The sequence below is a fragment of the Streptomyces sp. NBC_00996 genome (genome assembly GCF_045162675.1).
GTDB lineage: Bacteria > Actinomycetota > Actinomycetes > Streptomycetales > Streptomycetaceae > Streptomyces.
This window is the reverse complement of the sequence record NZ_CP108723.1, coordinates 4877041-4902851: the sequence shown is the minus strand read 5'-3', so window position 1 is coordinate 4902851 and position 25811 is coordinate 4877041. Positions and strand designations below refer to the sequence as shown.

Annotated in this window: 21 protein-coding genes and 3 pseudogenes; 12 read left to right on the top strand and 12 right to left on the bottom strand. The window is 71.5% G+C overall.

The annotated features are described in order from the left end of the window. The first annotated feature begins 11 nt into the window (after positions 1-11). On the top strand, positions 12-731 hold the full coding sequence (locus OG390_RS23010; protein ID WP_406170645.1) for an enoyl-CoA hydratase family protein: 720 nt from the start codon (positions 12-14) through the stop codon (positions 729-731). Continuing rightward, positions 719-1357, top strand: a complete 639-nt coding sequence (locus tag OG390_RS23005; RefSeq protein WP_406170644.1) for a TetR/AcrR family transcriptional regulator — start codon at positions 719-721, stop codon at positions 1355-1357. The genes OG390_RS23010 and OG390_RS23005 overlap by 13 nt, the downstream gene beginning before the upstream one ends. On the opposite strand, the gene pdxH is transcribed toward OG390_RS23005, so the two are convergent. Next, complete coding sequence (gene pdxH, locus OG390_RS23000) at positions 1347-1985, bottom strand: pyridoxamine 5'-phosphate oxidase (RefSeq protein WP_399088085.1); 639 nt, start codon at positions 1983-1985, stop codon at positions 1347-1349. The two genes, OG390_RS23005 and pdxH, sit on opposite strands and share 11 nt — an antisense overlap. Positions 1986-2472: 487 nt before the next feature. Here pdxH and OG390_RS22995 point away from each other — a divergent pair, with 487 nt between their 5' ends. Beyond that, positions 2473-3573, top strand: a complete 1101-nt coding sequence (locus tag OG390_RS22995) for a citrate synthase 2 (RefSeq protein ID WP_399087848.1) — start codon at positions 2473-2475, stop codon at positions 3571-3573. A gap of 149 nt (positions 3574-3722) precedes the next feature. On the opposite strand, the pseudogene OG390_RS22990 reads toward OG390_RS22995, so the two are convergent. From OG390_RS22990 to OG390_RS22975, 4 genes and pseudogenes are all read right to left on the bottom strand, one after another. After that, positions 3723-4145 (bottom strand): annotated as a pseudogene (locus OG390_RS22990) (2OG-Fe(II) oxygenase family protein); the annotation flags it as partial. Between the two features lie 83 nt (positions 4146-4228). Next, a pseudogene (locus OG390_RS22985) lies at positions 4229-5302 on the bottom strand (IS200/IS605 family accessory protein TnpB-related protein); the annotation flags it as partial. Between the two features lie 192 nt (positions 5303-5494). Then, positions 5495-5967: pseudogene (locus OG390_RS22980) on the bottom strand (2-oxoglutarate and iron-dependent oxygenase domain-containing protein); the annotation flags it as partial. 430 nt (positions 5968-6397) lie between these two features. Further along, the gene (locus OG390_RS22975) at positions 6398-7021 is read right to left on the bottom strand and encodes a nucleotidyltransferase family protein (protein WP_406177809.1); all 624 of its coding nucleotides are present in this window, start codon (positions 7019-7021) and stop codon (positions 6398-6400) included. A 194-nt stretch (positions 7022-7215) separates the two neighbouring features. Here OG390_RS22975 and OG390_RS22970 point away from each other — a divergent pair, with 194 nt between their 5' ends. Next, positions 7216-8598 carry a PAS domain-containing protein gene (locus OG390_RS22970; protein WP_406170643.1) on the top strand — a complete coding sequence of 461 codons (1383 nt, stop codon included), beginning with the start codon at positions 7216-7218 and terminating at the stop codon, positions 8596-8598. A gap of 196 nt (positions 8599-8794) precedes the next feature. Here OG390_RS22970 and OG390_RS22965 read toward each other — a convergent pair whose 3' ends face one another. Next, on the bottom strand, positions 8795-9550 hold the full coding sequence (locus OG390_RS22965) for an SIS domain-containing protein (RefSeq protein ID WP_406170641.1): 756 nt from the start codon (positions 9548-9550) through the stop codon (positions 8795-8797). Positions 9551-9846: 296 nt separating this feature from the next. Between OG390_RS22965 and OG390_RS22960 the strand changes: the two genes are divergently transcribed. Both OG390_RS22960 and OG390_RS22955 read left to right on the top strand, forming a co-directional pair. Beyond that, a complete protein-coding gene (locus OG390_RS22960) occupies positions 9847-10539 on the top strand; it encodes a metal-dependent transcriptional regulator (RefSeq protein ID WP_406170639.1) in 693 nt (230 codons plus the stop codon). A gap of 786 nt (positions 10540-11325) precedes the next feature. Then, positions 11326-12204 (top strand): alpha/beta fold hydrolase, encoded by an 879-nt coding sequence (locus OG390_RS22955; protein ID WP_399087856.1) that lies wholly within the window; start codon positions 11326-11328, stop codon positions 12202-12204. Between the two features lie 69 nt (positions 12205-12273). Here the strand turns inward: OG390_RS22955 and OG390_RS22950 are convergent, their stop codons facing one another. From OG390_RS22950 to OG390_RS22940, 3 genes are all read right to left on the bottom strand, one after another. Further along, on the bottom strand, positions 12274-13887 hold the full coding sequence (locus OG390_RS22950; protein ID WP_406170637.1) for a transporter: 1614 nt from the start codon (positions 13885-13887) through the stop codon (positions 12274-12276). Further along, entirely contained in the window at positions 13884-14678 is a 795-nt protein-coding gene (locus OG390_RS22945; protein ID WP_406170635.1) for an ABC transporter ATP-binding protein, read from the bottom strand. Before OG390_RS22945 ends, OG390_RS22950 begins: the two co-directional genes overlap by 4 nt. A 98-nt stretch (positions 14679-14776) precedes the next feature. Next, positions 14777-15430: a bifunctional DNA primase/polymerase gene (locus tag OG390_RS22940; RefSeq protein ID WP_406170633.1), complete on the bottom strand. Its 654-nt coding sequence runs from the start codon at positions 15428-15430 to the stop codon at positions 14777-14779. A 306-nt stretch (positions 15431-15736) separates the two neighbouring features. Between OG390_RS22940 and OG390_RS22935 the strand changes: the two genes are divergently transcribed. Together OG390_RS22935 and OG390_RS22930 are read left to right on the top strand one after the other, a co-directional pair. Then, positions 15737-17122, top strand: a complete 1386-nt coding sequence (locus OG390_RS22935; protein WP_399087864.1) for a transcriptional regulator — start codon at positions 15737-15739, stop codon at positions 17120-17122. A 251-nt stretch (positions 17123-17373) separates the two neighbouring features. Next, positions 17374-19227: a hypothetical protein gene (locus OG390_RS22930; RefSeq protein WP_406170631.1), complete on the top strand. Its 1854-nt coding sequence runs from the start codon at positions 17374-17376 to the stop codon at positions 19225-19227. A gap of 45 nt (positions 19228-19272) precedes the next feature. Here the strand turns inward: OG390_RS22930 and OG390_RS22925 are convergent, their stop codons facing one another. Beyond that, a complete protein-coding gene (locus OG390_RS22925) occupies positions 19273-20571 on the bottom strand; it encodes an ABC transporter substrate-binding protein (protein ID WP_406170629.1) in 1299 nt (432 codons plus the stop codon). A gap of 117 nt (positions 20572-20688) precedes the next feature. Between OG390_RS22925 and OG390_RS22920 the strand changes: the two genes are divergently transcribed. Next, entirely contained in the window at positions 20689-21189 is a 501-nt protein-coding gene (locus OG390_RS22920; protein ID WP_399087870.1) for an SCO4402 family protein, read from the top strand. Between the two features lie 82 nt (positions 21190-21271). Further along, the gene (gene purU / locus OG390_RS22915) at positions 21272-22156 is read left to right on the top strand and encodes a formyltetrahydrofolate deformylase (RefSeq protein ID WP_406170628.1); all 885 of its coding nucleotides are present in this window, start codon (positions 21272-21274) and stop codon (positions 22154-22156) included. Between the two features lie 129 nt (positions 22157-22285). Here purU and OG390_RS22910 read toward each other — a convergent pair whose 3' ends face one another. Together OG390_RS22910 and OG390_RS22905 are read right to left on the bottom strand one after the other, a co-directional pair. Then, the gene (locus OG390_RS22910; RefSeq protein ID WP_406170627.1) at positions 22286-23770 is read right to left on the bottom strand and encodes a maleylpyruvate isomerase N-terminal domain-containing protein; all 1485 of its coding nucleotides are present in this window, start codon (positions 23768-23770) and stop codon (positions 22286-22288) included. After that, positions 23767-24348, bottom strand: a complete 582-nt coding sequence (locus OG390_RS22905; protein WP_406170625.1) for a sigma-70 family RNA polymerase sigma factor — start codon at positions 24346-24348, stop codon at positions 23767-23769. Before OG390_RS22905 ends, OG390_RS22910 begins: the two co-directional genes overlap by 4 nt. A gap of 378 nt (positions 24349-24726) precedes the next feature. Between OG390_RS22905 and OG390_RS22900 the strand changes: the two genes are divergently transcribed. Next, positions 24727-25107: an STAS domain-containing protein gene (locus OG390_RS22900; protein ID WP_406170624.1), complete on the top strand. Its 381-nt coding sequence runs from the start codon at positions 24727-24729 to the stop codon at positions 25105-25107. Positions 25108-25284: 177 nt separating this feature from the next. Further along, positions 25285-25797 carry an EF-hand domain-containing protein gene (locus OG390_RS22895; RefSeq protein WP_406170622.1) on the top strand — a complete coding sequence of 171 codons (513 nt, stop codon included), beginning with the start codon at positions 25285-25287 and terminating at the stop codon, positions 25795-25797. The last annotated feature ends 14 nt before the right edge of the window (positions 25798-25811 follow it).

The window sequence follows — 25811 nt, the reverse complement described above, 5'->3', positions numbered from 1 at the left end:
CCGTTGTACACATGGCGCGCGACCGAGCCGTCACCACCCTCACCCTCGACTCGCCCGCCAACCGCAACGCCCTCTCGGCCGTCCTCGTCGGCGAACTGGCGGACGCGCTCACCAGGTGCGGCAAGGACGGCGACGTACGCGCGATCGTCCTGACCCACACCGGGAACACGTTCTGCGCGGGCGCCGACCTGCGCGACCCGCCGCACCCGGAAGCCCTCGTCGGACTGTTGCGGCAGATCGTCGAGCTGCGCAAACCCGTGCTGGCCCGGGTGACCGGACACGTACGGGCGGGCGGCCTCGGCCTGCTGGGCGCCTGCGACATCGCGGCCGCCTCCACGGACGCCACCTTCGCCTTCACCGAGGTACGCATCGGCGTCGCACCCGCCGTGATCTCCCTCCCGCTGCTGCCCCGCACCGACCCCCGCGCCCTCGCCCGCTACTACCTCACCGGCGAGCGCTTCGACGCCGCCGAGGCGGTCCGCACCGGACTCCTCACGGTGACCGGCGACGACGTCGACGAGGTGCTCGCCCCCCTCCTCGACGGTCTGCGCCGAGCGTCCCCCCAGGGCCTCGCCGAGACGAAAGAGCTGCTCACGGCTAAGGTGCTGGAGACCTTCGACCGGGACGCGGCCGAACTGACCGCGCTCTCGGCCCGGCTGTTCTCCTCCGCGCAGGCCCGCGAAGGGATGACAGCCTTCCTCGAACGACGGGATCCCGCATGGGTGGTGTGAGCACGACGGAACAGGCCACGCGTCTTCCGCATGTTCCCAAGCAGGACCGCAGCCGGGCCACCCGGCAGCGGCTCCTGGCAGCCGCTGTGGCCTGCCTCGCCGAACACGGCTGGGCGGGCTCCACGGTCTCCGTCGTCGCCGAACGCGCCGGCGTCTCCCGGGGCGCCGCCCAGCACCACTTCCCCACCCGCGAGGACCTCTTCACGGCGGCGGTCGAGTACGTCGCCGAGGAACGCTCCACCGCCCTGCGCGCCCTCTTCCCCGACGGCGCCGCCGACCGCCGCGCCGTCGTCGCCGCCCTCGTCGACCTCTACACCGGCCCCCTCTTCCGCGCTGCCCTGCACCTCTGGGTCGCCGCCTCCAACGAGGACCAACTCCGCCCGAGGGTCACCGAACTGGAGGCCCGCGTCGGCCGCGAGACCCACCGCATCGCGGTCGACCTCCTGGGCGCCGACGAGTCCCGGCCCGGCGTGCGCGAGACCGTCCAGGGCCTGCTGGACATGGCCCGGGGCCTGGGCCTGGCCAACCTCCTCACGGACGACGCGGGGCGTCGGGAGCGGGTGGTGGAGCAGTGGGGTTCGCTGATGGAGGAGGCGCTCGGCCGAGGCGTCGGCCTCAGGGACTGAGCCGCTCCACCCGCCAGCTGCCGTCCGGCTCCGCCACGTACCGGAGCCGGTCGTGCAGGCGGTTCTCGCGGCCCTGCCAGAACTCGACCGCCTGCGGGGCGATACGGAAACCGCCCCAGTGCGGCGGGACCGGGACCTGCTCGCCCTCCGGGTAGCGGGCGCTCAACTCCGCGTAGGAGACGTCCAGTTCGGTGCGGGAGCGGATGACCGAGGACTGGGCGCTGGCCCAGGCGCCGAGCTGGGAGCCGTGCGGGCGGGTGCGGAAGTACGCGGCGGTCTCGTCGCGGCCGGTGCGCCGCGCCGTGCCGGTGACGATGACCTGGCGGGCCAGCGGATGCCACGGGAAGAGCAGCGAGATGTACGGGTTGGCGGCCAGCTCGCGGGCCTTGCGGGAGTCGTAGTTGGTGTAGAAGACGAAGCCCTGCTCGTCGTACTGCTTCAGCAGCACCGTGCGCGAACTGGGGCGGCCCTCGGCGTCCGCCGTGGAGACGACCATCGCGTTCGGCTCGTGCACGAAACCGTGCACCGCGGCCTGCGCCGCCTGCTCGAACCAGCGGGCGAACTGGTCCATGGGGTGCGGGGCGAGGTCCGCCTCGTCCAGACCCTCGGCGCGGTAGTGCGCGCGCATTGCGGCGGGGTCGGCGGCGAGTTCTTCGGCGTCGGCGTCGGCGGCCTCGGCTGCGCGCTGGACGATGGGCTCGGCGGCGGATTCATCCGGGAAGCGGTCGTTCACGCGGTCATCCTGCCGTATGCGCCCCTGCCTCCGGTGGGCGTGTGCTGCATCACTGCGTGGCACTCAGTGCCGCACACTCTCCCCAAAGGTGGCACTCGGGGATATCGTGCTGCTGCCGTTCCGGTTGGGATGACCGCCAGCCGCACGGGGCATCACCGGGGTGACCGCTTCGGACCGCGAGTCGGCGAGGACCCTTCGAAAGGCTCCGAAGAGCCTTCGAGAGTTTTCGGGAACGACCGTGGAACCGGGCCGGCGGACGAACGACATCGACCGCCACCCACGCCTGACACATGGTCGCGAACACCACGTACACCACAAGCAGCATGTACGCCACGCACACCCCACAACACCATCTGTCGCACACATCACGAGGAGCCGCCTGATGTCCGACTTCGTACCCGGGCTCGAGGGAGTCATCGCGTTCGAGACGGAGATCGCCGAACCGGATAAGGAGGGCGGCGCACTCCGGTACCGAGGCGTCGACATCGAGGATCTGGTCGGCCACGTCTCCTTCGGCAACGTCTGGGGGCTGCTCGTCGACGGCGCCTTCAAACCCGGCCTGCCGCCCGCCGAACCGTTCCCGATCCCCGTCCACTCCGGCGACATCCGCGTCGACGTCCAGTCCGCGCTCGCCATGCTGGCACCCGTCTGGGGCCTCAAGCCCCTCCTCGACATCGACGAGCAGCAGGCCCGCGAGGACCTCGCCCGCGCCGCCGTCATGGCCCTCTCGTACGTCGCCCAGTCCGCCCGCGGCCAGGGCCTGCCCATGGTCCCGCAACACGAGATCGACAAGGCGCAGTCCGTCGTGGAGCGGTTCATGATCCGCTGGCGCGGAGAGCCGGACCCCAAGCACGTGGCGGCCGTGGACGCCTACTGGACCTCCGCGGCGGAGCACGGCATGAACGCCTCGACGTTCACGGCGCGCGTCATCGCGTCGACGGGCGCGGATGTCGCCGCGGCGCTCTCGGGCGCCGTAGGGGCCATGTCGGGCCCGTTGCACGGCGGCGCGCCGTCCCGCGTCCTCGGCATGATCGAGGAGATCGAGCGCACCGGAGACGCCGAGGCCTACGTCAAGCAGGCCCTCGACAAGGGTGAACGCCTCATGGGCTTCGGCCACCGCGTCTACCGCGCCGAGGACCCGCGCGCGCGGGTCCTGCGCCGCACCGCCCGCGACCTCGGGGCGCCCCGCTTCGAGATCGCCGAAGCCCTGGAGCAGGCCGCCCTCGCCGAACTCCACGCCCGTCGCCCGGACCGCGTCCTGGCGACGAACGTCGAGTTCTGGGCCGCCATTGTCCTCGACTTCGCCGAGGTCCCGGCCCACATGTTCACCTCGATGTTCACCTGCGCCCGCACTGCGGGCTGGTCGGCGCACATCCTGGAACAGAAGCGCACGGGCCGGCTCGTACGCCCCTCCGCGCGCTACGTGGGCCCCGGCTCGCGCAGCCCCCAGGAAATCGACGGCTACGAGGACATCGCGCACTGAGAAATGGCGCACTGAGAATCGGTCGCACCGGGAACCGGGTCGTACCGGCGCACCGGGAACCAGGTCGTACCAGCGCACCGGGAACCAAGTACCGGCGCACCGGGAATCAGGTCGCACCGAGGAGAAGGGTCCTCGCCGTACGCCGGTCGTCACGCGGGCGTGAGCAGCTCCGCGTGATGACGGGCGGCGACCAGCGGATGCGCCCGCAGCTTGCCCTTCAGCTCGTTCCTGCCGTACTCGGCGAAGAGCGGATTCGCCGGATCCGTCGTCACCCCGGGCGCGGTGGCCGCATGCGGGAACGGCAACGGCTCGACCCGCGCGTCGAGCCGCGGGTTGTAGAAGAACGGCACGGAGAACCGCTCGGTGGCTCCAGCCGGACTGACCACCCGATGATTGGTGGCGATCAGATACCCGTTGGTGGCCACTTCCAGCAGCTCACCGAGATTGACGACGAAGGCTCCCGGCAGCGGCGGCACATCATGGAACAACCCGTCCTCCCGCTGCACCTGGAGCCCGCCCACCTGGTCCTGCAGCAGCAGCGTCAGAAACCCGTAGTCCTTGTGCGCGCCGACCGTTCCTAAGGACTGAGCGGAAGTGAGTCCTGTTGCCAGGATTCATGCTCAGCCGAACGCCCCGAACGGTGGTGGGCGTTCTGCAGCAGGCGGATGAGGGCATGGCGCACCTGCGCGTCGCGGTGCGCGGCAGTGCCGGACAGGTCGTAGTCGAACCGGCGCGGCTCACCGACCGGGTTGCCGTGCGCGTCCAAACGCCAGGCCGCCAGGTGGTCGGCGTTGGTGTCCACGCCGATCAGGCCGCTCGCGCGGGCGGCCTCCAGGGGCACGGCCCGGGCCGGGGGGATGGTCCACGAGGCGGTCAGGTACCAGCGCCCGCGGTCGGTGTCTTCGTGGATGCGGTAGGCGACGGCCCGGTTCGCGGTGACGCGGTCGCGCCACGTGTCGCCCCGGTGCGCAAGGGCCACCCGCGCGGCCAGGACGTAGCGGCCGTGCGGGGCGTTGGCCAGGTGGGCGAGCGGCGCAGGAAGCCTGACCGACACTTCGCCGCCGGGGCTGACGCGGATCGTCTCGTTGCCGTAGCGCTTCCCGCTCTCCCCGTCGGCCTGCAGGAACCGGCGCGACGCCTCCCACCGGCGGCGCCACTCGTCCTGCGTGAGCCCGGCCTGCTCCAGGTGGTGCCGGGTGGTCAGCAGCCGCTTCCCGCCGCGCACCACCCGCACCCGCCCGGCCGCCCGGTCGGCGCGCTCATGTTCCAGCCGGTCCTCCAGCACGTGCAGGCGCCGCGTCTTTTGGAACCACTCGTGCTCGCTGCGGTATCCGCCCGCCGCCCGCTTCGATCCCCTCTCCCCGAGGGGGAGCGAGAGCCGGTGCCGGATCGTCTGGATCCCGGCCTCAAGCCCCCGGATGTGCGCGGCCTGGCCGCGTCGGGCCAGCGCCCACTGATCATGCGTGGCCTTCGTGAGCGATCCCGCCCACCGCGACGACGACTGGCCGGTCAGCTCCCGCTTGCGCGCGGCCCACCGGTCTGCGTCGTGCTCCAGCCCGGCCGCACACCGCGCCCTCAGATCCCGGGACGCCAGCGACCCGAGGTGGCCGCCGACCAGCCGCAGCACCTCCTCGTCCCAGGCCGCCAGCCCCCTGAGCCGGTCACGGACAGCCACCCCCGACGGGCCGGTCACCACGAACGGCGACGCCACCTCCCGCAGCACACCCACCCCATCACCCCCGCACAGCTCGACGATCCCGTCACCGCACCCAATGACCACCGCACGCAAAGGTCACGCATTCGACGGGCAAACTCTCGTTCCCATCGACAGGAAGTCCGCCCATACGCCCCGGCCACCGGCGCCGGGCTCACTCATGCTCATGAAAGCGCACTCGTACACGGTCAAGCGGCAGCAGTTCCGAACCCCCTGATCGCCGCCGTCACCCGCCCTCCCCGGATACCGCACCAGCTTCAGATGCGGATGAGCCCGATCCCCGAAGATCGGCTCGTAGAAGTCGCCGGGCGCCCCGATGGCCGTCAGCAGCTCGCGCAGCAGCCGCGCCGCGACCGAGCTGAGCCGCTCGATCCACGCCAGCGCGGCGACCCGCAGCTCCGGCAAGGCGTCCGGCCACTGATTCGGCCCCTCCAGCCACCAGTACGCAGGCTCACCCGGACCGGGTGTCTGCGCGGCCCGCTCGCCTATGTCGAGCCTCATCGGGGGAGACCTCATGTCCCCACAAGCTGGAAGAACCCCACATTGTGCGCGGCACTGTGCAACTGCGCGTGCAGCAGCGCACGGGCCTGGGGCCCGCGGTCGGCCGCGGACAGATCAATGATCGGAAGCTGCTGGTGGGGCCACGGGTGCCAAGTGGAGGGAAGAGAGCAGCACTGCACGAAGTGCAGGACCGCGAGGAGTGCCAGGGGCTGGGTCAGGCAGAGCGCCGACAGCCCATGCTCGTGACGCGCACGAAGTCCACGTGACGGCGTCGAACGAGCATCGGAAGCATGGCCCAAGAGTACTGCGGGGCATCACCTGCCGATGTGCCCCACCTCACGCCACTCCCGAAACGCAGGCGACCCGCGAACTCGGGGTCCCTCCGCCTCACGGCGAAGAAGCCGGCCGGACGTACCGGCGAGCTCGCGGGTCGGGTGACTGCGTGGAAATTCGGCCGGCTGCACGCTGAGCGCGCTGGTCCGGCACCGTACTGGATGTGGTGACGGGCCGCTTAGCCCGCAGCCACCTCGCTCGTCCGGGTTTCATACATCTGCCGGATCACCTCCTTTCTCAGCGTGGGACCCACCCTAGGAACCGATCGGACGCGACTCAACCGTTTTTCCGAGATGTTGACGGCACGAGCCCTTCCCGCCGGTGAGCAGGCCACTCCAGCACCCGCAGCTCGGGCCACTCCTGCCTCCACCGCTCCGCCTTTGCCTCGTACACCTCCCTGGGCGCGAGAACCGGATTGGGCCGCACCACGAGGTTGAACACGTCGGCCAAGCCATGCGGCGCATAGACCCGCCACCGGCCGTCGGCCTCCAGCCGTACCCCCAGGCAGCACGTCGTTGACGCGAAGGAGTCGATTGCGGACTCGACGCTGTCGTGGGGTGGGCGGGGGACGCCGAATTTCTGCTCGTACCAGAGATGGACGCGGGCCTCGTTGCGGATCTCGACGTCGGCGGACAGGTCGCTGAAGGCCTCCCGGCCTGCGCGGATCGCGATGTCCTCGGCCTTCCAGGAGAGGTCGGTGTCGTCGAAGTAGAAGACGTCGTAGTCCTTGATGCCGTGGGTCGGGGGCCTGTTCGTGACGACGTTCCAGACGGTCTGGAACAGGCAGCCGGCGGTCAGGTACCAGTGGGGCAGGGTCAGGGCGGCGGTGCGTTCGAGGATCTTCAGGAGTACGTCGTTGTGGGAGAGCGTGGTTCGCAGGGCGGTGAGCTGGGTGTCCAGGGGGAGACGGGCGAGGGGCGCCGGGGGTGTCCCCGGGGGCGGTTCGTGGGGCGGGCCGGGTGGAAATCCGGCGTACAACGATTTCGTCCAATCTTTGGGGAACGAGGTGTGGGCTGGGTCACGTTCGAGTTGAATGATTACCAGTGAGCGAACTGTCGCGCCGTACGTGCGGACGCAGCCTGCAGGGGGTCCAGGTGAGTGCTTCCCGGCGTAGTGGGACCACCGATGAGCTGGGGCCGGACGAGCCCGAGCGGGATGGTTCGGATCTGCTTGCCGCGCTGCTGGACGGGATGGACGCGGCGCTCTGTGCCTTCGATGCCGAGGGGGTCGTGACCCACTGGAATCGAGAAGCTGAGCGGATTCTGGGGTGGACCGCGGCCGAGGCCGTGGGACGGCAGGGGTTCGCCGGGTGGGCCGTGCGGACCGCGGACGCCGAGGAGGTCGAGGGGCGGTTGCTGTCCGCCATGCAGTCCCCTGGGCGGCAGGTGCATGAATTCGCCCTGCTGACCAAGGACGGGGGGCGGGTGCTCGTACGGACGCAGTCCGCCGCCGTGCCGGGCCCGGACGGGAAGCCCGCCGGGGTGTACTGCGCCTTCAGCGAGGTGCACGCGCAGATCGATCTCGAGCGGTCCATCGCGCTGAGCGAGGCGTTGTTCGAGGACGCCAGCTGGGGCGTGGTGCTCGTCGACGCCGATCTGCGACCCGCCGTCGTCAACGCGCATGCGGCGCGAGCTCTGGGGACCGGGCGTACGTCGGTGCTCGGGCGGCCCCTGGGGGACCTGCTCTCGCAGGGCGTGGAGGAGCTGGAGAGCGCGCTCACGCATGTGCTCGCGGAGGGCGCGCCGCCCGCGCCCGCCGAGATGTGGGTGAGTGTGCGGACGACGGAGGGCGAGAAGCGGCGCTGCTGGCGCAGTGGGTTCCTGCGGCTCGCCTCGCCGCTTGCGGAGGAGCCCGTACCGCTGGGGGTCGGGTGGCTCTTCCAGGACGTCACCGAGGCCAAGCAGACCGAGCAGGAGGCGGCGCTGCTGCGGTTCCGGGCCAATCAGCTGCACCGGGCGGCGCGGGCCGCGGCCGAGTGCGAGGACCCGGCGGAGGTCGCCACCGTCCACCTCGACTTCGCGCTCGCCGGTTTCGCCGACCACGCGCTGATCGACCGCGTGGCGGGAGGTTCGTCCTGGGACGGCGAGGGGCCCGTGCGGCTCGTACGGGCCGCCGCCACGCCCTCCGGTGCGCCGGGGCCGAGTCTGCTCACCGGGAAGGCGGGGCTGCCCGTCCGGTACGCGGAGGGCCATCCCGCCCTGCAGTGCGTGGAGCGCGCCGGGTCCGTACGGGCCAGCGCGGGTGCCGCCGCCGCCGAGCGGGCGCGCGAGTGGGCCGTGGCGCGCCAGTGGCCGCCGGACTCGGTGCATGCGCTGTGCGCGGTGCTGCGGAGCCGCGGGCGGACGCTGGGGGTCGTGACGTTTCTGCGAGGGGCGGGGCGTAGTCAGTTCGAGCGGACGGACGCGACGTACGCGGAGGACGTGGCCGTACGGATTGCCATGGCGCTGGACCTGGAGGGTGTGCTGGGGCTCGGGTAGGGCGGCGCCCGGGCTCGCGCGATGCGGTTGCCCGGCCTCGGGGGCCGGGCTCGGGGCGGGTGCGCTCACCGGGTGCCCACAGGGGCGCTGTATCCACCCGTGCCGCCCCAGCGGCGCGATGGCCCACAGCCATGACCGCTGAGGAGGGGCTTCCGCCCCGGTCTTACGCCTGCCCGCGGCCAGGACGAAGTGCCTCTCAGCGGCGGTAGAAGATTCGGTCCCCGTATTCCGTCATCACGCGGCTGTTCCACTCGTGGCCGCCGTCCACGTTGCCCGAGCGGAGGAGGGGTGGCTCGATGCCGCGGTCGGCGAGGGCGCCGGCGGCCGTGGCCATGACGGCCTGGAGGAGGGCCGTGGTGACGACGGTGGAGGCGGGGGCGAAGGGAGCCTCGATCGCGTCGAGAGTGAGTTCCGCGTCGCCGACCGCGATCCTCGAGTCGAGGACGATGTCGCAGTGGTCCTTCAGATACGTCCCCGAGACGTGCCGGGACCTCGTCTCGGAGGCGTAGGCGACCGAGGTGACACCGATGACCTTCACCCCCAGCGCGCGGGCCTTCATGGCCATCTCGACGGGGAGCGCATTGCGGCCGGAGAGCGAGATGATCACGAGTACGTCGCCGGAGCGGACCGGGCTGGAGTCCAGGACGGCGCTCGCGAGGCCGTCGACGCGCTCCAGGGCGGAGCCGAGCGTCGCGGGCATGACGTCGACGCCGACGACGCCGGGTACGGCGAGCAGGTTCATCAGGGCGAGGCCGCCCGCGCGGTAGACGATGTCCTGCGCGGCGAGCGAGGAGTGTCCGGCGCCGAAGGCGAAGAGCCGTCCGCCGGCGGCGACGGTGTCGGCGATCAGGGTCCCCGCCGCCGCGATCTCCCCGGCGTCCTCGTCCCGGACCCGCTGCAGCATGCCGATCGCGGCGTCGAAGAACTGCCCGGCCAGCTTGCTGTCGCTCATCGGCGAAGCCCCTTAGAAGTCTCGTCCGCGTCGGGTGGGCATCGTGTCGCGGATCACGTTGCGGTCTGGACCAGTGCCCTGTCAATACGGCCCGCGGGGGCGACACTGGGCTCGGGGCGCCGCGCCACATCCGCCCCGGCCGAGCCCCGCACCCGTACAGCCGCACAGGCACTCGTCAGCGCGTGGTTTCCACGGCGAGGCACGGTTGTCAGTGGTATGCGTCAGAATTGGGTTCAGGGCCAGCGCACACGCCGGTGAGCCATCGAGTCTCCGGCAGAGCTAATCGAGGGGCACGAATGTCCGGACTGATCGACACCACGGAGATGTATCTCCGCACCATCCTCGAGCTGGAGGAGGAAGGCGTTGTCCCCATGCGCGCCCGGATCGCGGAGCGGCTCGACCAGAGCGGCCCGACGGTCAGCCAGACGGTGGCGCGGATGGAGCGCGACGGTCTGGTGTCGGTCGCCAGCGACCGGCACCTGGAGCTCACCGAGGAGGGGCGGCGGCTGGCCACGCGTGTCATGCGCAAGCACCGCCTCGCGGAGTGCCTGCTCGTCGACGTGATCGGCCTGGAGTGGGAGCAGGTGCACGCCGAGGCGTGTCGCTGGGAGCACGTGATGAGCGAGGCCGTCGAGCGGCGGGTCCTCGAGCTGCTGCGCCACCCGACCGAGTCGCCGTACGGGAATCCGATCCCGGGCCTGGAGGAGCTGGGCGAGAAGGACGGCGCCGACCCGTTCCTGGACGAGGGCATGGTGTCGCTGGCCGAGCTCGACCCGGGGCACGACGGCAAGACCGTGGTCGTACGGCGTATCGGTGAGCCGATCCAGACGGACGCCCAGCTGATGTACACGCTGCGGCGGGCGGGCGTGCAGCCCGGCTCCGTGGTGAGCGTGACCGAGTCGGCGGGCGGGGTCCTGGTGGGCAGCGGCGGCGAGGCCGCGGAGCTGGAGGCGGACGTTGCCTCCCATGTGTTCGTCGCCAAGCGCTAGCGCCGGCGGAGAGGGGCGCCGGGCGCCGGCACCTGATCATCGCCGGGTGCCGATCCCCGTGTGATCGGCACCCGGCGCCGGTACCCGCGAGGGGCAGCTCCCGGGCGCCGGCCGTGGGGGCCGGCATCCGCCGTCCCCGCGGTCGGCACCCGGGCGCACGCCACCGACCTCCACGCCGGCCCCGGGCGCCTGCCGCGCCCGCTCGCCCACGTGGCTCTGGGCATGTCAACTCCCGTGACGCCAGAGGCAGTTGTGATGCTTCCGCGACCTCACTGAAACCAAGATTCAGTGTGCCGAATCGCAGCGCCGGGACCATTTGCGTGCGAGGCTGTCGCGTGAGGCATATGACCTGAGGGCTCTTGACCGTGTCCGAGAGCGATGGTGCGCGGTCGGGGAGGGGGCGGGGAGGATGTGCCGCAGATGTGGAGAGGGCCCCGGCGCCAGATGGCGCCGGGGCCTGTCCTCCCCTGTGCTGACCCGGAGCCCCGAGCTCTCAGGGTCATTCCCCTCGGACCGTTTTCCCCGAGCGGTCCGCCTCCCGCTGAAGATCTCCCCTCGACGGCGGCGGTCAATCCCCGAGCATGGTCACTCGAATGAGGGGTGTTGCAGCCAGGAAGGCCATTTTCGAAATCCCATTCGATAGCGTGGCGGTGCAGTAGGGGTACACGTAGAGCAGCATTGGTAGTAGGAGCAGCGGTACGACAGCGGTAGGAAGCGGTACGAGTGGACCGGCCGGTTCGAGCGGGAGCGAGCCGGTCCGAGCGAGCTAGGGGGGTGCCATTACCGATGGTGGGGCGCATCGACGTGACGGGAGCGGGCGGCGTACGCCTCGCTGCGTGGGAGTTCGCCGATCCTCCGAAGGCGGATCCCTCCAGGGCCGGCGAGGCCTCGGGAGCCCCCGGAGTGCTGTTGCTGCACGGCCTGATGGGCCGCGCCTCGCACTGGGCGTCCACCGCCCGCTGGCTCTCCGAACGGCATCGTGCCGTCGCCCTCGACCAGCGCGGCCACGGCCAGAGCGACAAGGCGCCTCAGGCGGAGTACACCCGCGAGGCGTACGTCGAGGACGCCGAGGCCGCGCTCGAGCAGCTCGGCCTCGCCCCCGCCGTTCTCATCGGCCACGCCATGGGTGCGCTGACCGCCTGGCAGCTCGCCGCGAAGCGGCCCGATCTCGTACACGGGCTGATCATCTGTGACATGCGGGCGTCGGCGTTAGGGGCCGCGTCGCAGCGTGAGTGGGAGGACTGGTTCAAGGCCTGGCCGGTGCCCTTCGCCACGCTCGCCGACGTACGGAAGTGGTTCGGCGAGGACGATCCCTGGGTGGAGCGGCCGAATCCGTCCCGGGGGGAGTTCTACGCCGAGGTGATGCACGAGTCCCCGGACGGGTGGCGTCCGGTCTTCGAGCCCGATCAGATGCTCAAGTCCCGGCAGACGTGGGTGTACGACGCGCACTGGGAGGAGCTCGCGCAGGTGCGGTGTCCCGCGCTCGTCGTGCGGGGGCTGGACGGGGAGCTGGGGCGGGCCGAGGCGCAGGAAATGGTCCGGGTGCTGCCGTACGGACAGTATGCGGAGGTGGCCGAGGCGGGACACCTTGTGCATTATGACCAGCCGGAGGCTTGGCGGGCGGCGATCGAGCCGTTTCTGGACGGGGTCCTCACCGGGAGCTGAGCGCTTCCCGTGCAGGGCAGGGCTCGGCGCCGCCCCTGGCACGACGGTCCACAGGGTGAGCCGTGTGGATCACCCCTTGCTGACCGCCGCCAAGATCTCCGGCAGCCGCCGTGCCGTGCGAGGCGCCGCCAGGCGCAGCCCCACCACCGTGATCAGGGCCGCGTACCCGGCGCCCAGTGGCAGCAGCAGCCAGGTCCACTCGTCGCCGTCCGCCGTGACGTTCAGCCAGATGGTGACGGTGATGACAGGGGCGGCGAGCAGAGCCGCCGAGACCATGCCGCCGAAGATGGAGATCCAGGCGAGGCCGGTCTGGCCGGGGGCGACGTTCTTGTACCCCTCCTGGGGGATCGAGTACGGGAAGCGGGCAGAGGACCACGCGCCGGTGGCGAGCATCGCACCGAGCAGTGCGAAGGAGAGGCCGAGCACCTCGGGCAGCTTGGGCCAGTCGCCGAGCATCGCCGTCGTCAGGACGGTCACGAGGGTCGCGTACGGCAGGGTGATCACCAGCAGTGCCAGCGCGCGCCCGCGCAGTTCGACGTATGCGTCCCGGGTGGACGAGATCGTCATCGCCACGATCCAGAACGCGGACGTGTCCTGCCCGAACTGGTTGTACATCTGGATCCCGAGCATCCCCGCCGCGAAGCATGCGAAGTAGATCGAGCCGGTGCCCTGGAGCGCGTTGAAGACCGGCACGATCAGGCCGATCGCCAGCGATGTCACCCACGCCGCCTTGGTCTTCGGGTCGCGCCACACATAGCGCAGGCTGCGCTCCATGACCGTTCCGGTGCGGCCCGACGGCAGCAGCCGGCCGAGCCCCGACGAGCCCCGCTCCCGGGCGGCGGGCTCGGCCGCCTGCAACGTGGACCCGTCCGGCGAGGTCATCAGCCGGGTCAGATGACGGGACCACAGCGCCAGCAGCCCGGCCAGGGCGGCCACGGCGAGGATGAGTTGGGCGATGCCCACCCCGTACGACCCCTCGCTCACCGAGTCCACCGCCCCGATCGCCGAGGCGGGCGGCAGCCACCGCAGCACGTCCGCCACGGGGTCGAGCTTCGACAGGCCGCCCGCCGAACCGAGCCGCTGTGCACCGAAGTTGACCAGTTGTGCGCCGATCGCGATCACCAGGCCGCTGAGCACCGCCAGATCGCGGCCCTTGCGGCTGGACAACAGCCGGATGTTGGCGGCCGCGACGGCCCGTGCGAGGGCCACGCAGACGAGCAGGGCCACGACGACGGCGACGACGGCGGTGACGTACGCCGCCGCGCCGTGTGCCACGGAGATGACCGAACCGATGAGCAGGCACAGCGTGAAGACCGGCCCGATGCCGACCAGTGAGGCCACGAGCAGCGCCCGTACGAGCGGACGCGGGCGCAGCGGCAGCATCACCAACCGCGTCGGGTCGAGCGTCTCGTCGCCGCTGGGGAAGAACAGCGGCATCACGGCCCAGCCGAGTGCCAGGACCGCGATGAGCAGCATGGCGACGGCGGTGGCGTGCGCGTTGCCGCGCAGCGCGATCAGGCCGAGCAGCTGGAGGGCGGCGAAGAGCAGGACGAGGACGACGGAGGTGACGTACGCGGCCCGCCGTCCGGCGGACTGCCGCAGCCCGTTGCGCAGGAGCGACAGCTTCAGTCGTACGACGACGGGGGTGATCGACGCGGCGGAGACACCGGCGTTGCTGCTCATCGGGCGGCCCCGCCGCCCAGCCAGTCGAGATCGGTCCCGGCGGTGCGGCCGTGCGCGCCGACCAGCTCCAGGAAGGCCTGCTGGAGGGAGGGCGCGCTGCCGCGCACCTCCGCGAGCGGGCCGTGTGCGCGGATGCGCCCCGCGGCCATGACGGCGACCCAGTCGCACAGCGACTCGACCAGCTCCATCACGTGCGAGGAGAAGACGACCGTGGCGCCCGATCCGGTGTACCGCTCCAGGACGCCGCGGATGGTCTGCGCGGAGACCGGATCGACGCCCTCGAACGGCTCGTCGAGGAAGAGGACTTCGGGGTTGTGGAGGAGGGCGCAGGCCAGGCCGATCTTCTTGCGCATGCCGGTGGAGTAGTCGACGACGAGTTTGTGCTGGGCGCCCGCGAGGTCGAGGACGTCGAGGAGCTGGGTGGCGCGTTTGTCGACCTCGGTGCCGTGCAGGCCGCGCAACCGGCCGGTGTAGGCGAGGAGTTCGCGCCCGGAGAGCCGCTCGAAGAGACGCAGTCCCTCGGGCAGCACGCCGATGCGGGCCTTCACCTCCACCGGGTCGCGCCACACGTCGCGGCCGACGACCTCGACCGTGCCCTGGTCGGGCCGGAGCAGCCCGGTCACCATCGAGAGAGTGGTGGTCTTCCCGGCCCCGTTCGGACCGACGAGCCCGATGAACCGGCCCGCGGGCAGTTCCAGATCGATCCCGGCGACGGCGACCTGCTCCCCGAACCGCTTCCAGAGCCCGCGCACACGGACGGCGGGCACCGCTTCCCCAGCTACGTCGGTCATGCAAGCACCCTAAGGGGAAGCGCCCCTGTCTTCAGGGGCGCGGGGAACTGCGCGACCAGCCGCGACGAACCCGCGGAGACGACGACGCCGATCCAGCGTTACCGGTCCCGCCCGCACGCGTAAGCAAGCGGCGAGATCAACTCCTCCGCATCCGGAAGCCACCGATTCGCAGGTGTCGGCCGGCAGGCCCACTGCACCGCGCCGCGCGAGCCGAACCGGGTCGGCGGGGCAGCGACGTACGCCCCCTCCCCGAGGGTGACGAGGTCGAGGGAGGAGGGCGGCCACCCCAGGTTGCGGACCAGGTCGGGGACCTTCGCGGCGGCACCGGGGAGCACGAAGAAGTGCATGCGCCGGTCCGGAGTGCAGGAGACGGGGCCGAGGGTCAGCTCCATGCGCCGCATCCGGGCGAGCGCGAGACAGCCGGCCGTCTCGGGGACCTCGATCGCATCGAACGTCCGTCCGGTGGGCAGCAGAATCGACGCCGCCGGCTGCTTCGACCACATCCGGCGTACGACGGTCACACTGCCCGTCGTCTGTGTCGCCCAGTCCTCGCGCGCCGGATGTGCGCCGGGCGCGGCGCACACGGGCTCGCCGCAGGAGCAGTGCTGCACCCCGTCGGCGGCTTCCAGCCAGGTGCCCGGGAACACGTCCCAGTGGCGCTCCTCGGCATAGCGCACGGCGGCTTCCTGCAGCGATTCGCCGCGCTGCTTGGGGATCTGTGCGGTCTTTGTGCCTGCGATGGTCTCTTCCACGCTGAACTCAACTCTCGGGTCACCCTCGGGTTACGGGGGACACGCGCGCGGGGGAGGAGCATCGATTCCGCATGTGGGGCGCATGGATGCACGTGTGGGGGCGCGCAGGGGCAACGGCAGCGGGGTGTGGGTAACCAGGGGAGGGGTCGGGCAGCCGCCTTTACCCCGGCAATCCTCACATGTCTCGCATCTTCGGTATGTCGGCGGGGCATTGATCTTCGTGGCCGACTTCTTTCGGTGCGGTCGGCCGGTGAAGACACGTCAACTCGGTGCGTGGGCAGGCACCGCAGCCACAGGGGGTACGCCATGGCCGCAAGGCCTCTCGTCGCCAGGCAGCCGAACGAACGGTTGCAGGCGCTCATTCAGGAAGCGGGCTGCTCGAACGCCGGGCTGGCCCGCCGGGTCAACATGTGCGGCGCGGAGCACGGTCTCGATCTGCGTTACGACAAGACGTCCGTGGCGCGCTGGCTGCGTGGACAGCAGCCACGCGGACGGGCTCCGGCGATCATCGCCGAGGCGCTCGGCCGCAAGCTGGGCCGTACGGTCACGATCGACGAGATCGGCATGGCCAACGGCAAGAACCTCGCGTCCGGCGTCGGTCTCCAGTTCTCGCCGACCGTACTGGGGGCCATCGAGCAGGTCTGCGAGCTGTGGCGCAGCGACGTCGGACGCAGGGACTTCCTCTCCGGCTCGTCCGTCGCCGCCTCCGCGCTCGTCGAGCCGAGCCGCGACTGGCTGATCTCCGCGCCGGACTCGCAGGTGGCACGCTCGGCGGGCCCGCGCGTCGGGCTCTCGGACGTGGCGGCGGTCTGCGCGATGACCCAGGCGCTGGTCGATCTGGACCACCAGTACGGCAGCGGGCATGTACGCCCGGTCGTCGTGCACTACCTCAACAGCGTGGTCTCCGGGCTGCTCGCGGGTTCCTACCGGGAGGCGGTCGGGCGTGAACTGTTCGCCGCGGTCTCGCGGTTGACGGAACTCGCCGGCTATATGGCCATCGACACCGGCCAGCCGGGACTCGCCCAGCGGTACTACATCCAGGCGCTTCGGCTCGCGCAGGCGGCCGGGGACCGCGGGTACGGCGGATACGTGCTGGCCGCGTCGATGAGCCACCTGGCGGCCCAGCTCGGCAACCCGCGCGAGATCGCGCAGTTGGCGCGCGCGGCGCAGGAGGGAGCGCGCGGGCGGGTGACGCCACGCGCGGAGTCGATGTTCCACGCCGCGGAGGCGCGCGGGCACGCGCTGATGGGTGACGCGCGCGCCGCCCAGGTGGCGTCCGGGCGCGCCGTCACCGCTCTCGAGGCGGCCGACCCGGCCTCCGGGGACGACCCGACGTGGATCGCGCACTTCGACGAGGCCTATCTGGCCGACGAGTTGGCGCACTGCCACCGTGACCTGGGCCAGGCGGAGGCCGCCGCGCGGTGCGCGGAGGAGTCCCTCGCCGGGCACCCCGAGTCACGGGCCCGCCGCCGGGCGATCGGTTTCGTGCTGCTCGCCACGGCGCAGGTCCAGCAGCGCGAGGTGGAACAGGCCTGCCACACGGGTCTGCGTGCGGTGGAGCTGCTGGGCACCCTCCGCTCCAACCGGGGCGCTGAATACCTCGACGACTTCCAGCAGCGGCTGGAGCCGTACCGGGACGAGCCGGTGGTGCGGGAGTTCGGGGCGCGCATGGAGCTGCAGGCGGCCGCCTGAGCGTACGGGTGTGAGAGGACGTGGAAGAAGGGAAGCGCGCGCGGGCGTGAACATACGACCCGCGCGGGCATGAACGCCGGGGAAACAGGGGTGCCGGGTGCGGGAGGAGGTATGTGCAGCGCACCGGGGGCAGTTTTGTTACGCCGGTCACAGGGAGCGGAGGTCACGTCCTGTGCTGCGTGGCACCGGGTTGTCGGGACCCGGTAGCGTGAGCCGACGATTCCGAAGGTCCCCCATTAGTAGGAGTCCCGGTGACGCAGAGTGGACAGGGCGATGAGCCCTCGGCGCGGCCCGCGCGCGAAGGCATCGTGCTGCCCTCCGACGGCGGCGAGCCGCTGCTGCCGGGTACGACGGGCGACCGCACGACCCCGGCGGGCGGCCAGGCCTGGGGGCAGCCGTGGGGCCCCGAGCAGTCCGCCCCCGCCCCGCAGCCCGGGCAGGGCTGGGGAGCGCCGGTGAACGGAACCCAGACGTGGGATGCCGCCGAGCCGCCTCGGCCCACCGCCCCCGCCCCGGACTGGGGCACCCCCGACGCCTCCCAGGGCTGGGCGGCGCAGCAGCAGCCGGGCACGGACGGCTATCAGCAGCAGAGCTTCGCGCCGCAGCCGGCGCCCGGCGCCGGTCCGCTGCCGCCCGAGGGTGCGCAGACACCGTCGTACGGCGCGCAGGGCGGTTTCACGCCGGAGGCGCAGGGCGCGCAGGCGGGCGCCGGATACGGCGGGTACGCGGCGCAGGGCCGGCAGGGTCAGCAAGCTGCGCAGTCCTCGCACCCCGGGAACGGTCTTCCGCGGGCGGGGGACGCGTACGGCACCCCCGGGAACGGTCTTCCGCAGGCGGGGGACGCGTACGGCACCCCGGGGGCCTCGCCCTCCCTGCCGCCGGCCGCGCAGTCGGCACCGCTGTCGCCTGCCGCCGATGACGGCGCGACCCAGTACATTCCGCACATTCCGCCCGCCCCGGGTGGGGGCGAGGGGGCGACGCAGTTCATACGGCCCGTCCCCGCCGCGGCGGACGAGGGCGCCACCCAGTACATCCCGCCGGTAGGCCCGGGGGCACTGCCGCCCGAGGTGTCGGCCGACGCGACGCAGTTCCTCGGGCAGGCGCCGCAGGGCGGCCCCGGAGCCGGGTCGCTGCCGGCTGCCGCACACCCGGACGCCGAGGCCACGCAGTTCATCGCCCCCGTGCCCGCGCAGCCGGCCGGGGCGCCGTACGGGATACGCCCGGGCGCGCCGGAGGACCGGCAGCCCCCGGCGGAGTTCGACAGCCTGTTCCGCAGCGAGCCGGAGGGGCCCGCGTCGACGCAGCAGATGCCGCGCTTCGACCCGTCGGCGCAGGACCCGCACGGCGGCGCGCAAGCCGCGTACGGTGCTCAGGCTCCGTACGGGGCGCACGCCCCCGGCGCGCCGGGAGGCCGGGCCGCCGCACGGCGTGGCGGTGTATCCGACGGCGACGGTGGCGGCGGACGCGGTGGCCGCAGCGGCTCGCGCGTCCCGCTGATCGCGGCCGTGGGCATCGGCATCGCCGTGCTCGGCATCGGCGCCGGTGCGCTGCTCAGCGGCGGCGGTGACTCCGACAGCAAGGGTGACGGCAGCAAGACCGTGTCGGCCACGGCCCCCGCCACGGGGGACTCGGCCTCGCCGGCCGCGGACCCGGTCAAGGCACAGGCCGTCGAGCTGGACAAGCTCCTGGCGGACAGCAGCAGCAGCCGCGACTCGGTGATCAAGGCTGTGGCGGACGTGAAGACGTGCGACAACCTGGCCCAGGCGGCCAGTGATCTGCGCGACGCGGCCAAGCAGCGCGGCGAACTGGTCACCCGGCTCGCCGCCCTCTCCGTCGACAAGCTTCCCAGCCATGCCGAGCTGACCATCGCGCTCACCAACGGCTGGAAGGCCTCCGCGTCGGCCGACAACCACTACGCGGCCTGGGCCGACCAGGTCGCCGGCAAGAAGGGCTGCAGGAAGGGCCACGCCCGCACCACCGGGCAGACCCAGGCCGGCAACCGGGCCAGCGGCACGGCGTCCGCGGAGAAGGAGAAGGCCGCCAGGCTGTGGAACTCCATCGCGTCCAAGTACGGACTGACGCAGCGGTCGCGGACCCAGCTCTGAGCCGTTGGCGGGTTCCCCGGGAAACCCCGAGGAGCCCGGCGGTCCTCAGTCCGCGTTCTCCAGAGTCTTCGACACATTGACGAACCCACGCCGTGCCGACACCAGCTGACCCTGGCGTACGACCTGGAAGGTCACGTCGGCGTTGACGAGGCGCGGGAAGTCGACGGCCGCCATCATGTCCTCGAAGCGCCAGCTGAGCGTCGGAGTGAGTCCGCCCGTGGTCACCTTGAGGCCGTCGTCGAGGGCGCGTCGGATCGCGTGCGCGGACATCTCTGCGTTGCCGAGCGACTCGATGGCCGCCTTCAGCACGGTGTACGCGATCCAGGTGGTCTGCACTCCGGCGTCGGCGGGGTCGATCCGGTTGTCGCCGAAGGCCTGCTCCTTGATCACCTTGCGCATCGCGTCCCAGTGCGGGTCGTTCGAGTTCGGGTACCAGCCGGTGACGTAGGAGCCCTCGTACGGGCTCGACTTGCCGCCGGTGGCGTCGATCAGCGACTGGTCGACGCTGCCCAGCACGGTGCCCGTGCGCACCTGCGGGTAGTCCTCGCGGTCGCGCCGGAAGGAGTCCATGAAGGTGCCGGTGCGGTCGCCGAGCGAGGGCACCACACAACCCCGCTTGAGCGGGTCGCTGGTCGCGCGCGTGAGCGCCTGCTGGGTCTCCCGCGAGTATTCGGTGGCGTCGTCGGCGGCCCGCTGGTCCGCGGCGGACGTATGGCCCTCCGACTTCAGGCCGGAGTTGAGCAGCCCGGGGAGCTCGTCGCCCGCCGTGGTGTCGGGGCGGATGAGCGCGACCGGGCCGCAGTTCTTGCCGAGCTGTTCGCCGAGGCCGGCCAGCAGCGCGGGCTCGCCCCCGTTGATGGGGTAGGAAAGCGGGCTGGTGAACTCGTCGTCGGTGACGCCGTAGCCGCCGATGTAGGGGATGCCGGCGCTTTCCAGCGGGGCGAGGAAGGTCCTGCCGTGCTGGCTGTAGGAGCCGACGACCGCGACGACGTTCTCGTCGACCGCGCGCTGGGCGCACTTCGCGGCGTCCACGAAGTCGTTGTGGTCGTTGCAGGTGAGGACCTTGAGCTTGTGGCCGTTGATGCCGCCGTGGGAGTTGACCCAGCGGGCGTACGCCTTCGCCATCGCGGGCATGCCGGGCTTGTTGGTCGCGGCCGTCTTCTCGGGCGCCCAGGTCATGACGGTGACGGGGTCGTCCCCGGAGCCCCCCGTGGCACCAGGGACGACCCCGCATCCGACGGCGATCGACGCACACGCTGCCAGCGCGCCCGCGGACAGCAACGTGGCCTTGACGGGCCGGGGGAGGACGGGTGAGCTGGTGCGTGTGCGTCGCCTGCCGGTCATGGAGCCACACGATTCCGCCACATCGCGAACCCGGGAGTGACCCGCGGTCAACGGCAGGTGACGCAGAGGTGAATTACGGGGGCCGATGAACTGTTTTTCACAGGGAACGTACGATCGGTGACCGTGCAAGGTTCGGAGAACTCTTCCCGTCGCGGCCGTCGCTCGTCCACCATGGGCGGCATGCCACTGAACGACATGCCGTGGTGGCGCTGGCGCAGCAATGTGCGCTCCGCGCTGCACATGCTCTCCGACCCCGCCTTCCAACGTGACGTCTGGCTCGCCGGTGTCGATGGGTACGGGGACGTCACCGACGCCGTGTACCGCCTGGTCGAGGACACCTGGCTGGACAACTGGTCCGCAGAGAAATACGTCGGCACGATCTTCCGGGACTCCCAGGAGGCGGCCCTCGTCGACACCGCCGTGCTGCGCGTCCTGCGGATCATGCACCAGGTCGGGCCCGACGCACCCGTCTCCGCGTACCTGGACCACCACGCCTGGCCGGAGGCAGTCCGCGCCGCCCGCGACGCACATGTACGTCTGGCGGCGAGCGACGGGGAGGAGCCCGACACCCCGCCGCGGACGCTCGAAGTGCTGCGGATCCTGACGCGGTCGGCGTAGCGGTTCTCGGGCGATCCCGGAGGGCGTCCGCGTGGCGGGACACCCGTCCCTCCTGGGCGGCCCGTGTGGGACCCTGTCCTGCATGAACGAGCAGTCCGTCCGCGGGGCCGCACCCGCCGCCGAGCAGTACGTCCTGACCATCTCGTGCCCGGACAAGCCGGGCATCGTGCACGCCGTGTCGAGCTACCTGTTCATGACCGGCTGCAACATCGAGGACAGTCAGCAGTTCGGCGACCACGACACGGGACTGTTCTTCATGCGGGTCCACTTCTCGGCGGAGGCGCCGGTGACCGTGGAGAAGCTGCGCGCGAGCTTCGCGGCGATCGGTGACTCCTTCCACATGGACTGGCAGATCAACAGGGTCGAGGACAAGATGCGGATCGTCCTCCTGGTCAGCAAGTTCGGCCACTGTCTGAACGACCTGCTCTTCCGTGCGCGGATCGGCGCGCTGCCGGTCGAGATCGCCGCCGTGGTCTCCAACCACACGGATTTCGCCGAGCTCGTGGCTTCGTACGACATTCCCTTCCACCACATTCCGGTGACGAAGGAGACGAAGGCGGAGGCCGAGGCGAAGCTGTTGGAGCTGGTTCGCGGGGAGAACGTCGAACTCGTCGTCCTCGCCCGCTATATGCAGGTGCTGTCCGACGACCTGTGCAAGCAGCTCAGCGGGCGGATCATCAATATCCACCACTCCTTCCTGCCGAGCTTCAAGGGCGCAAAGCCCTATCACCAGGCGCACGCCCGGGGAGTGAAGCTCATCGGTGCCACCGCGCACTATGTGACGGCCGACCTCGACGAGGGGCCGATCATCGAGCAGGAGGTCGAGCGGGTCGGCCACGATGTGACTCCCGATCAGCTGGTCGCCATCGGGCGCGATGTGGAGTGCCAGGCCCTGGCGCGGGCGGTGAAGTGGCACGCGGAGCGCCGCATCCTGCTGAACGGACGCCGCACGGTGGTGTTCGCGTAGCGATGGTCGCCCCCCGGCCCCTTCTTGGGTGCGCGGGGAACTGCGCGATCTTTTAGGGGGGTCTGGGGGCGCAGCCCCCAGGGACGGGACGGGTAGGGGCGGAGGGGGCGAAAACCACCCGACGGCCCCCTACATCCGGCTCAGTGACGCCGCCGCCAACAAAACCTCCCTGATCGCCTCCCGGTCCCCGTCCTGCCCGGCGGCCGCCTCCTCGGGCGACACATGCCCCGCCGCCAGCCGGCAGAACTCCACCCCGTCCAGCGCGACGTGAGCCACCTCGCGCTCGGTGGAGCCCACCGCGCCGGGTGAGTCGAGCGGGATCAGCCAGTCCCCGCCCCCGGATCCCTCGATCTCGAGCCGCAGGCTGCGCCCCGGCGCTCCCGCCGCCACAAGGTGCCGCCCCGGCGCGGCGGAGAGCCCCGCCCGGCGGCGGGCGGCCAGCGACGTCGGCAGCATCCGCGCCGCGAGGTCGATCATCCGGTGGAGATGCCGCGGCGCCGGCGGCTCGTACGGATAGTCCACCGCGTCGGCGATGTCTCCCGCGTGCACCCAGCATTCGAAAGCCCGGTCCAGCATCGAGTCCCGCAGCGGCAGTTCGAAGCCGCCGTACGGCACGGTCAGGCGCCCGGAACCGCCGCCCGCGAACGACACCGTGCGCACCAGGTTGTGGCTCTGCTCCCGCCAGGGTCCGCGCACGGACCGGGTGGGTGGGAAGTGCGAGCCGCGCCAGAATGCCTCGGTGCGTCCCGCGGGGGTCGGGTCCTCGGAGGCCGGGCCGGTCGGGCCGAGCGGATCCTCCAGGCCCAGCGCGACGGCGACGAGACCGTCGACGCTGAGCAGATGCGCGATGACTCCCGCGACCGTCGTACGACGGCTCTTGGGCCTCGCGCCGTCGAACCAGCGCAGCCGCACGGGCGCATGCCACTCGGCACCGCCGATGTCCTGCAGCAGCGCGTCGAGCCGCGCGGTCTCCGCGTCGTACGGAGCCGCCCACTCGGGCACCGGAATCTTCGGCGGGCGCCGGTCGAGGCAGCCCTCCAGGACGCGGGTGCGCAGCGTCGGGTCGAGGTCGAGGCTCTCGGGCGGGTGCAGCAGCTCGACCGCCCCGCGCAGCCGCAGCGCCTCGTCCGCGCAGGAGCCGCAGTCCCCGAGGTGCTCCTCGACGGCCGCGGTCTCCTCCGCCGAGCAGGCGGCCAGCGCCCAGGCGCCGAGCAGTGACTTCAGCACACGGTGTTCGAGGACGAGTAGCGCCTGCTCGGGAGCGGCGGCCGGCTCGGGCAGCGGTCGCCCGGTGTCCTCGACGGAGGAACGCGGCAGCGGTATGCGCGGGGGCTGCTCCGGCTCCCCACCATTGCCGTGGGCGGACCCGCCGGGCCCCTCCGGTCCGCGGGGTCCCTGCGGTCCCTGAGGTGACCCGTCGCCCCCATCGGCCGAGCCCCTCTCCGGTTCTACGCCACTACTCGCGGCGTCCGCCTGGCCCTCGTACGCAGCGCCCTCCTCGTATCCGCCCTCCTCGTATCCGCCCTCCTCGTACCCCTCATGCCCCGGGTCCTCATGCCCGTCGCGTTCGTCGCGCACGTCGAAGGCCTCGAACCGGTCCGCTCCTCCGTTCACCGCACACCCCCGTATTCGGGCGGTGCGCCGGTGGGGCCGGTGTCCTGGGCGGTGGACAGGAGCTGGAGGCCGAGGCGGAGCCGTCGGCGGGCCTCGTCCTCGGTGACGCCGAGGTCGGCGGCGGCCTGGCGGTAGTCACGGCGCTGGAAGTAGGCGAGCTCCAGGGCGGCGCGCAGTGGGGCGGGCATGGACGTGACGATGTAGTCCGCGCGGGCGGCGACGGACGCACTGCGCACCTTCCGCTCCAGCTCCTCGGTGGTGCCGTGGCCGCCCCTGGCGAGCGCGGCGGTCTCGTTCGCGCGCAGCCGCTGGACGGCGAGGCGCTGGGTCAGCGTGGCGACCCAGGAACGCATCGGGCCCTGCTTGGGGTCGTACGCGTCGGGGTTCTCCCAGACGTGGGCGAACACCTCGCGGGTGATGCCGTCGGCTGCCCTTTCGTCTCCGAGCACGCGGTGGGCGAGGCCGTGCACGAGCGAAGCGAACCGGTCGTAGAACTCGCCGAGCGCGGCCGCCTCCCCGCGTGCGAGCCGCTGCTGCATCTTGCGGTCCCAGCGGGGCGGTGCGTCCTTCTTCGCCATGCGGCCCCCTCACCCCTGGTCGTGCCCGGCGCCTGTCCCTGTGCTCGGCCTGTGTGCTGTCCGGCCTCTGTGCTGCTGTCCAGCCTGTGTGTACTGCTGTCTCGAATGTAGTCGGCACGTCTGACAGCGCACGCCCCTTTACGTCAATGCGCGCCCCCGGACAGGCCGTGGATGGTAGAAGCTCATTGTCTTCCCCATCGAATTCGATCGAATCAGACCGTACGCGTCCGAAACAGTTCGCTCGCTACACAATTTCGACCGTGGACCGACGTTTCTTCGTTCGCGGACCGGTGTTTCATGGAACGACGGCGGGGCAGCCGCGCTGGAGGGAAGCGTAGGGACTGCTTCCGTTTCCGGTGGGCGAGGCGAGCGAGAGGCATGGCGGTGACGCTCAAGGTGACCGACGGCGAAGAGGGCGAGTGGGCCGTGGTGCGGGTGTCGGGCGAGCTGGATCTCGTCACGTCCCCGGTGCTGCGCCAGCGGGTGCACGACGCGGTGGCCGACGGCCGCCGCAGTCTCGTGCTCGACCTCTCCGAGGTCCTTTTCTGCGATTCGAGCGGCGTCGGCGTGCTCATCGCCACCCGCCGCCTCATCCGCTCCTGCCAGGGCACGCTGCGCCTGATCCTGCCCGCCCAGGGCGCGATCGACGGCTCCCACGTCAATCGCGTCCTCGCGGCCCTCGGCGTCCGGCGCCTCTTCGACGTGTACCCGGACGTTCCCACGGCCGTCGCCGACGAGCCGAGCCCCCTGTCGGCGTGACCCCTCCGGCACGCTCCGCGACACATCGCCACACAGTTGTCCCAGAATTCCCGCAGTCTTGGTACAACCGTCGTTTTCCCGCTCCCGCGACGGCCGTGGCGTCATACGCTCCGTGCCAGATGAACCCCCAAGTCCGGCGGAGAGACCGGCGGAGATGTAAGGCGGTCCGAACACACCATGGTCAGCACCGAGTACGAGCGCAGGATTGCCGCCCGGTTCGCCGGCTTCGACCAGGACGGCAATGGCTACATCGACCGGGAGGACTTCAACGCCGCGACCAAGGCGGTCCTCGCCGAGTTCGGTACGACGGCACGGTCGGACAAGGGGCAGGCCCTGTATGTCGGCGCCGAGGCGTTCTGGCAGGGCATGGCCGGGATAGCGGACCGGGACGGCGACCAGCGGATCACCCGCGAGGAGTTCGTGAGCGGCGCGGTGAAGCGGCTGCGCGACAACCCCGAGCGGTTCGCCGAGATCGCCCGACCCTTTCTGCACGCCGCCCTGGCCGTCGCGGACACCGACGGGGACGGCGCGGCCACGGCCGAGGAGACCGAGCGCGTCCTGCGGGCCCTCGGTGTGCGCGACGACATCGCCGCCGTCGCGGCCGGCGCCCTCGACACGGACTCCGACGGCCGCATCGGCGAGGCGGAGATCGTGAGCGCGTTCGCCCGCTACTTCACGGTGCCGGAGTGAATCACTTACTTCAC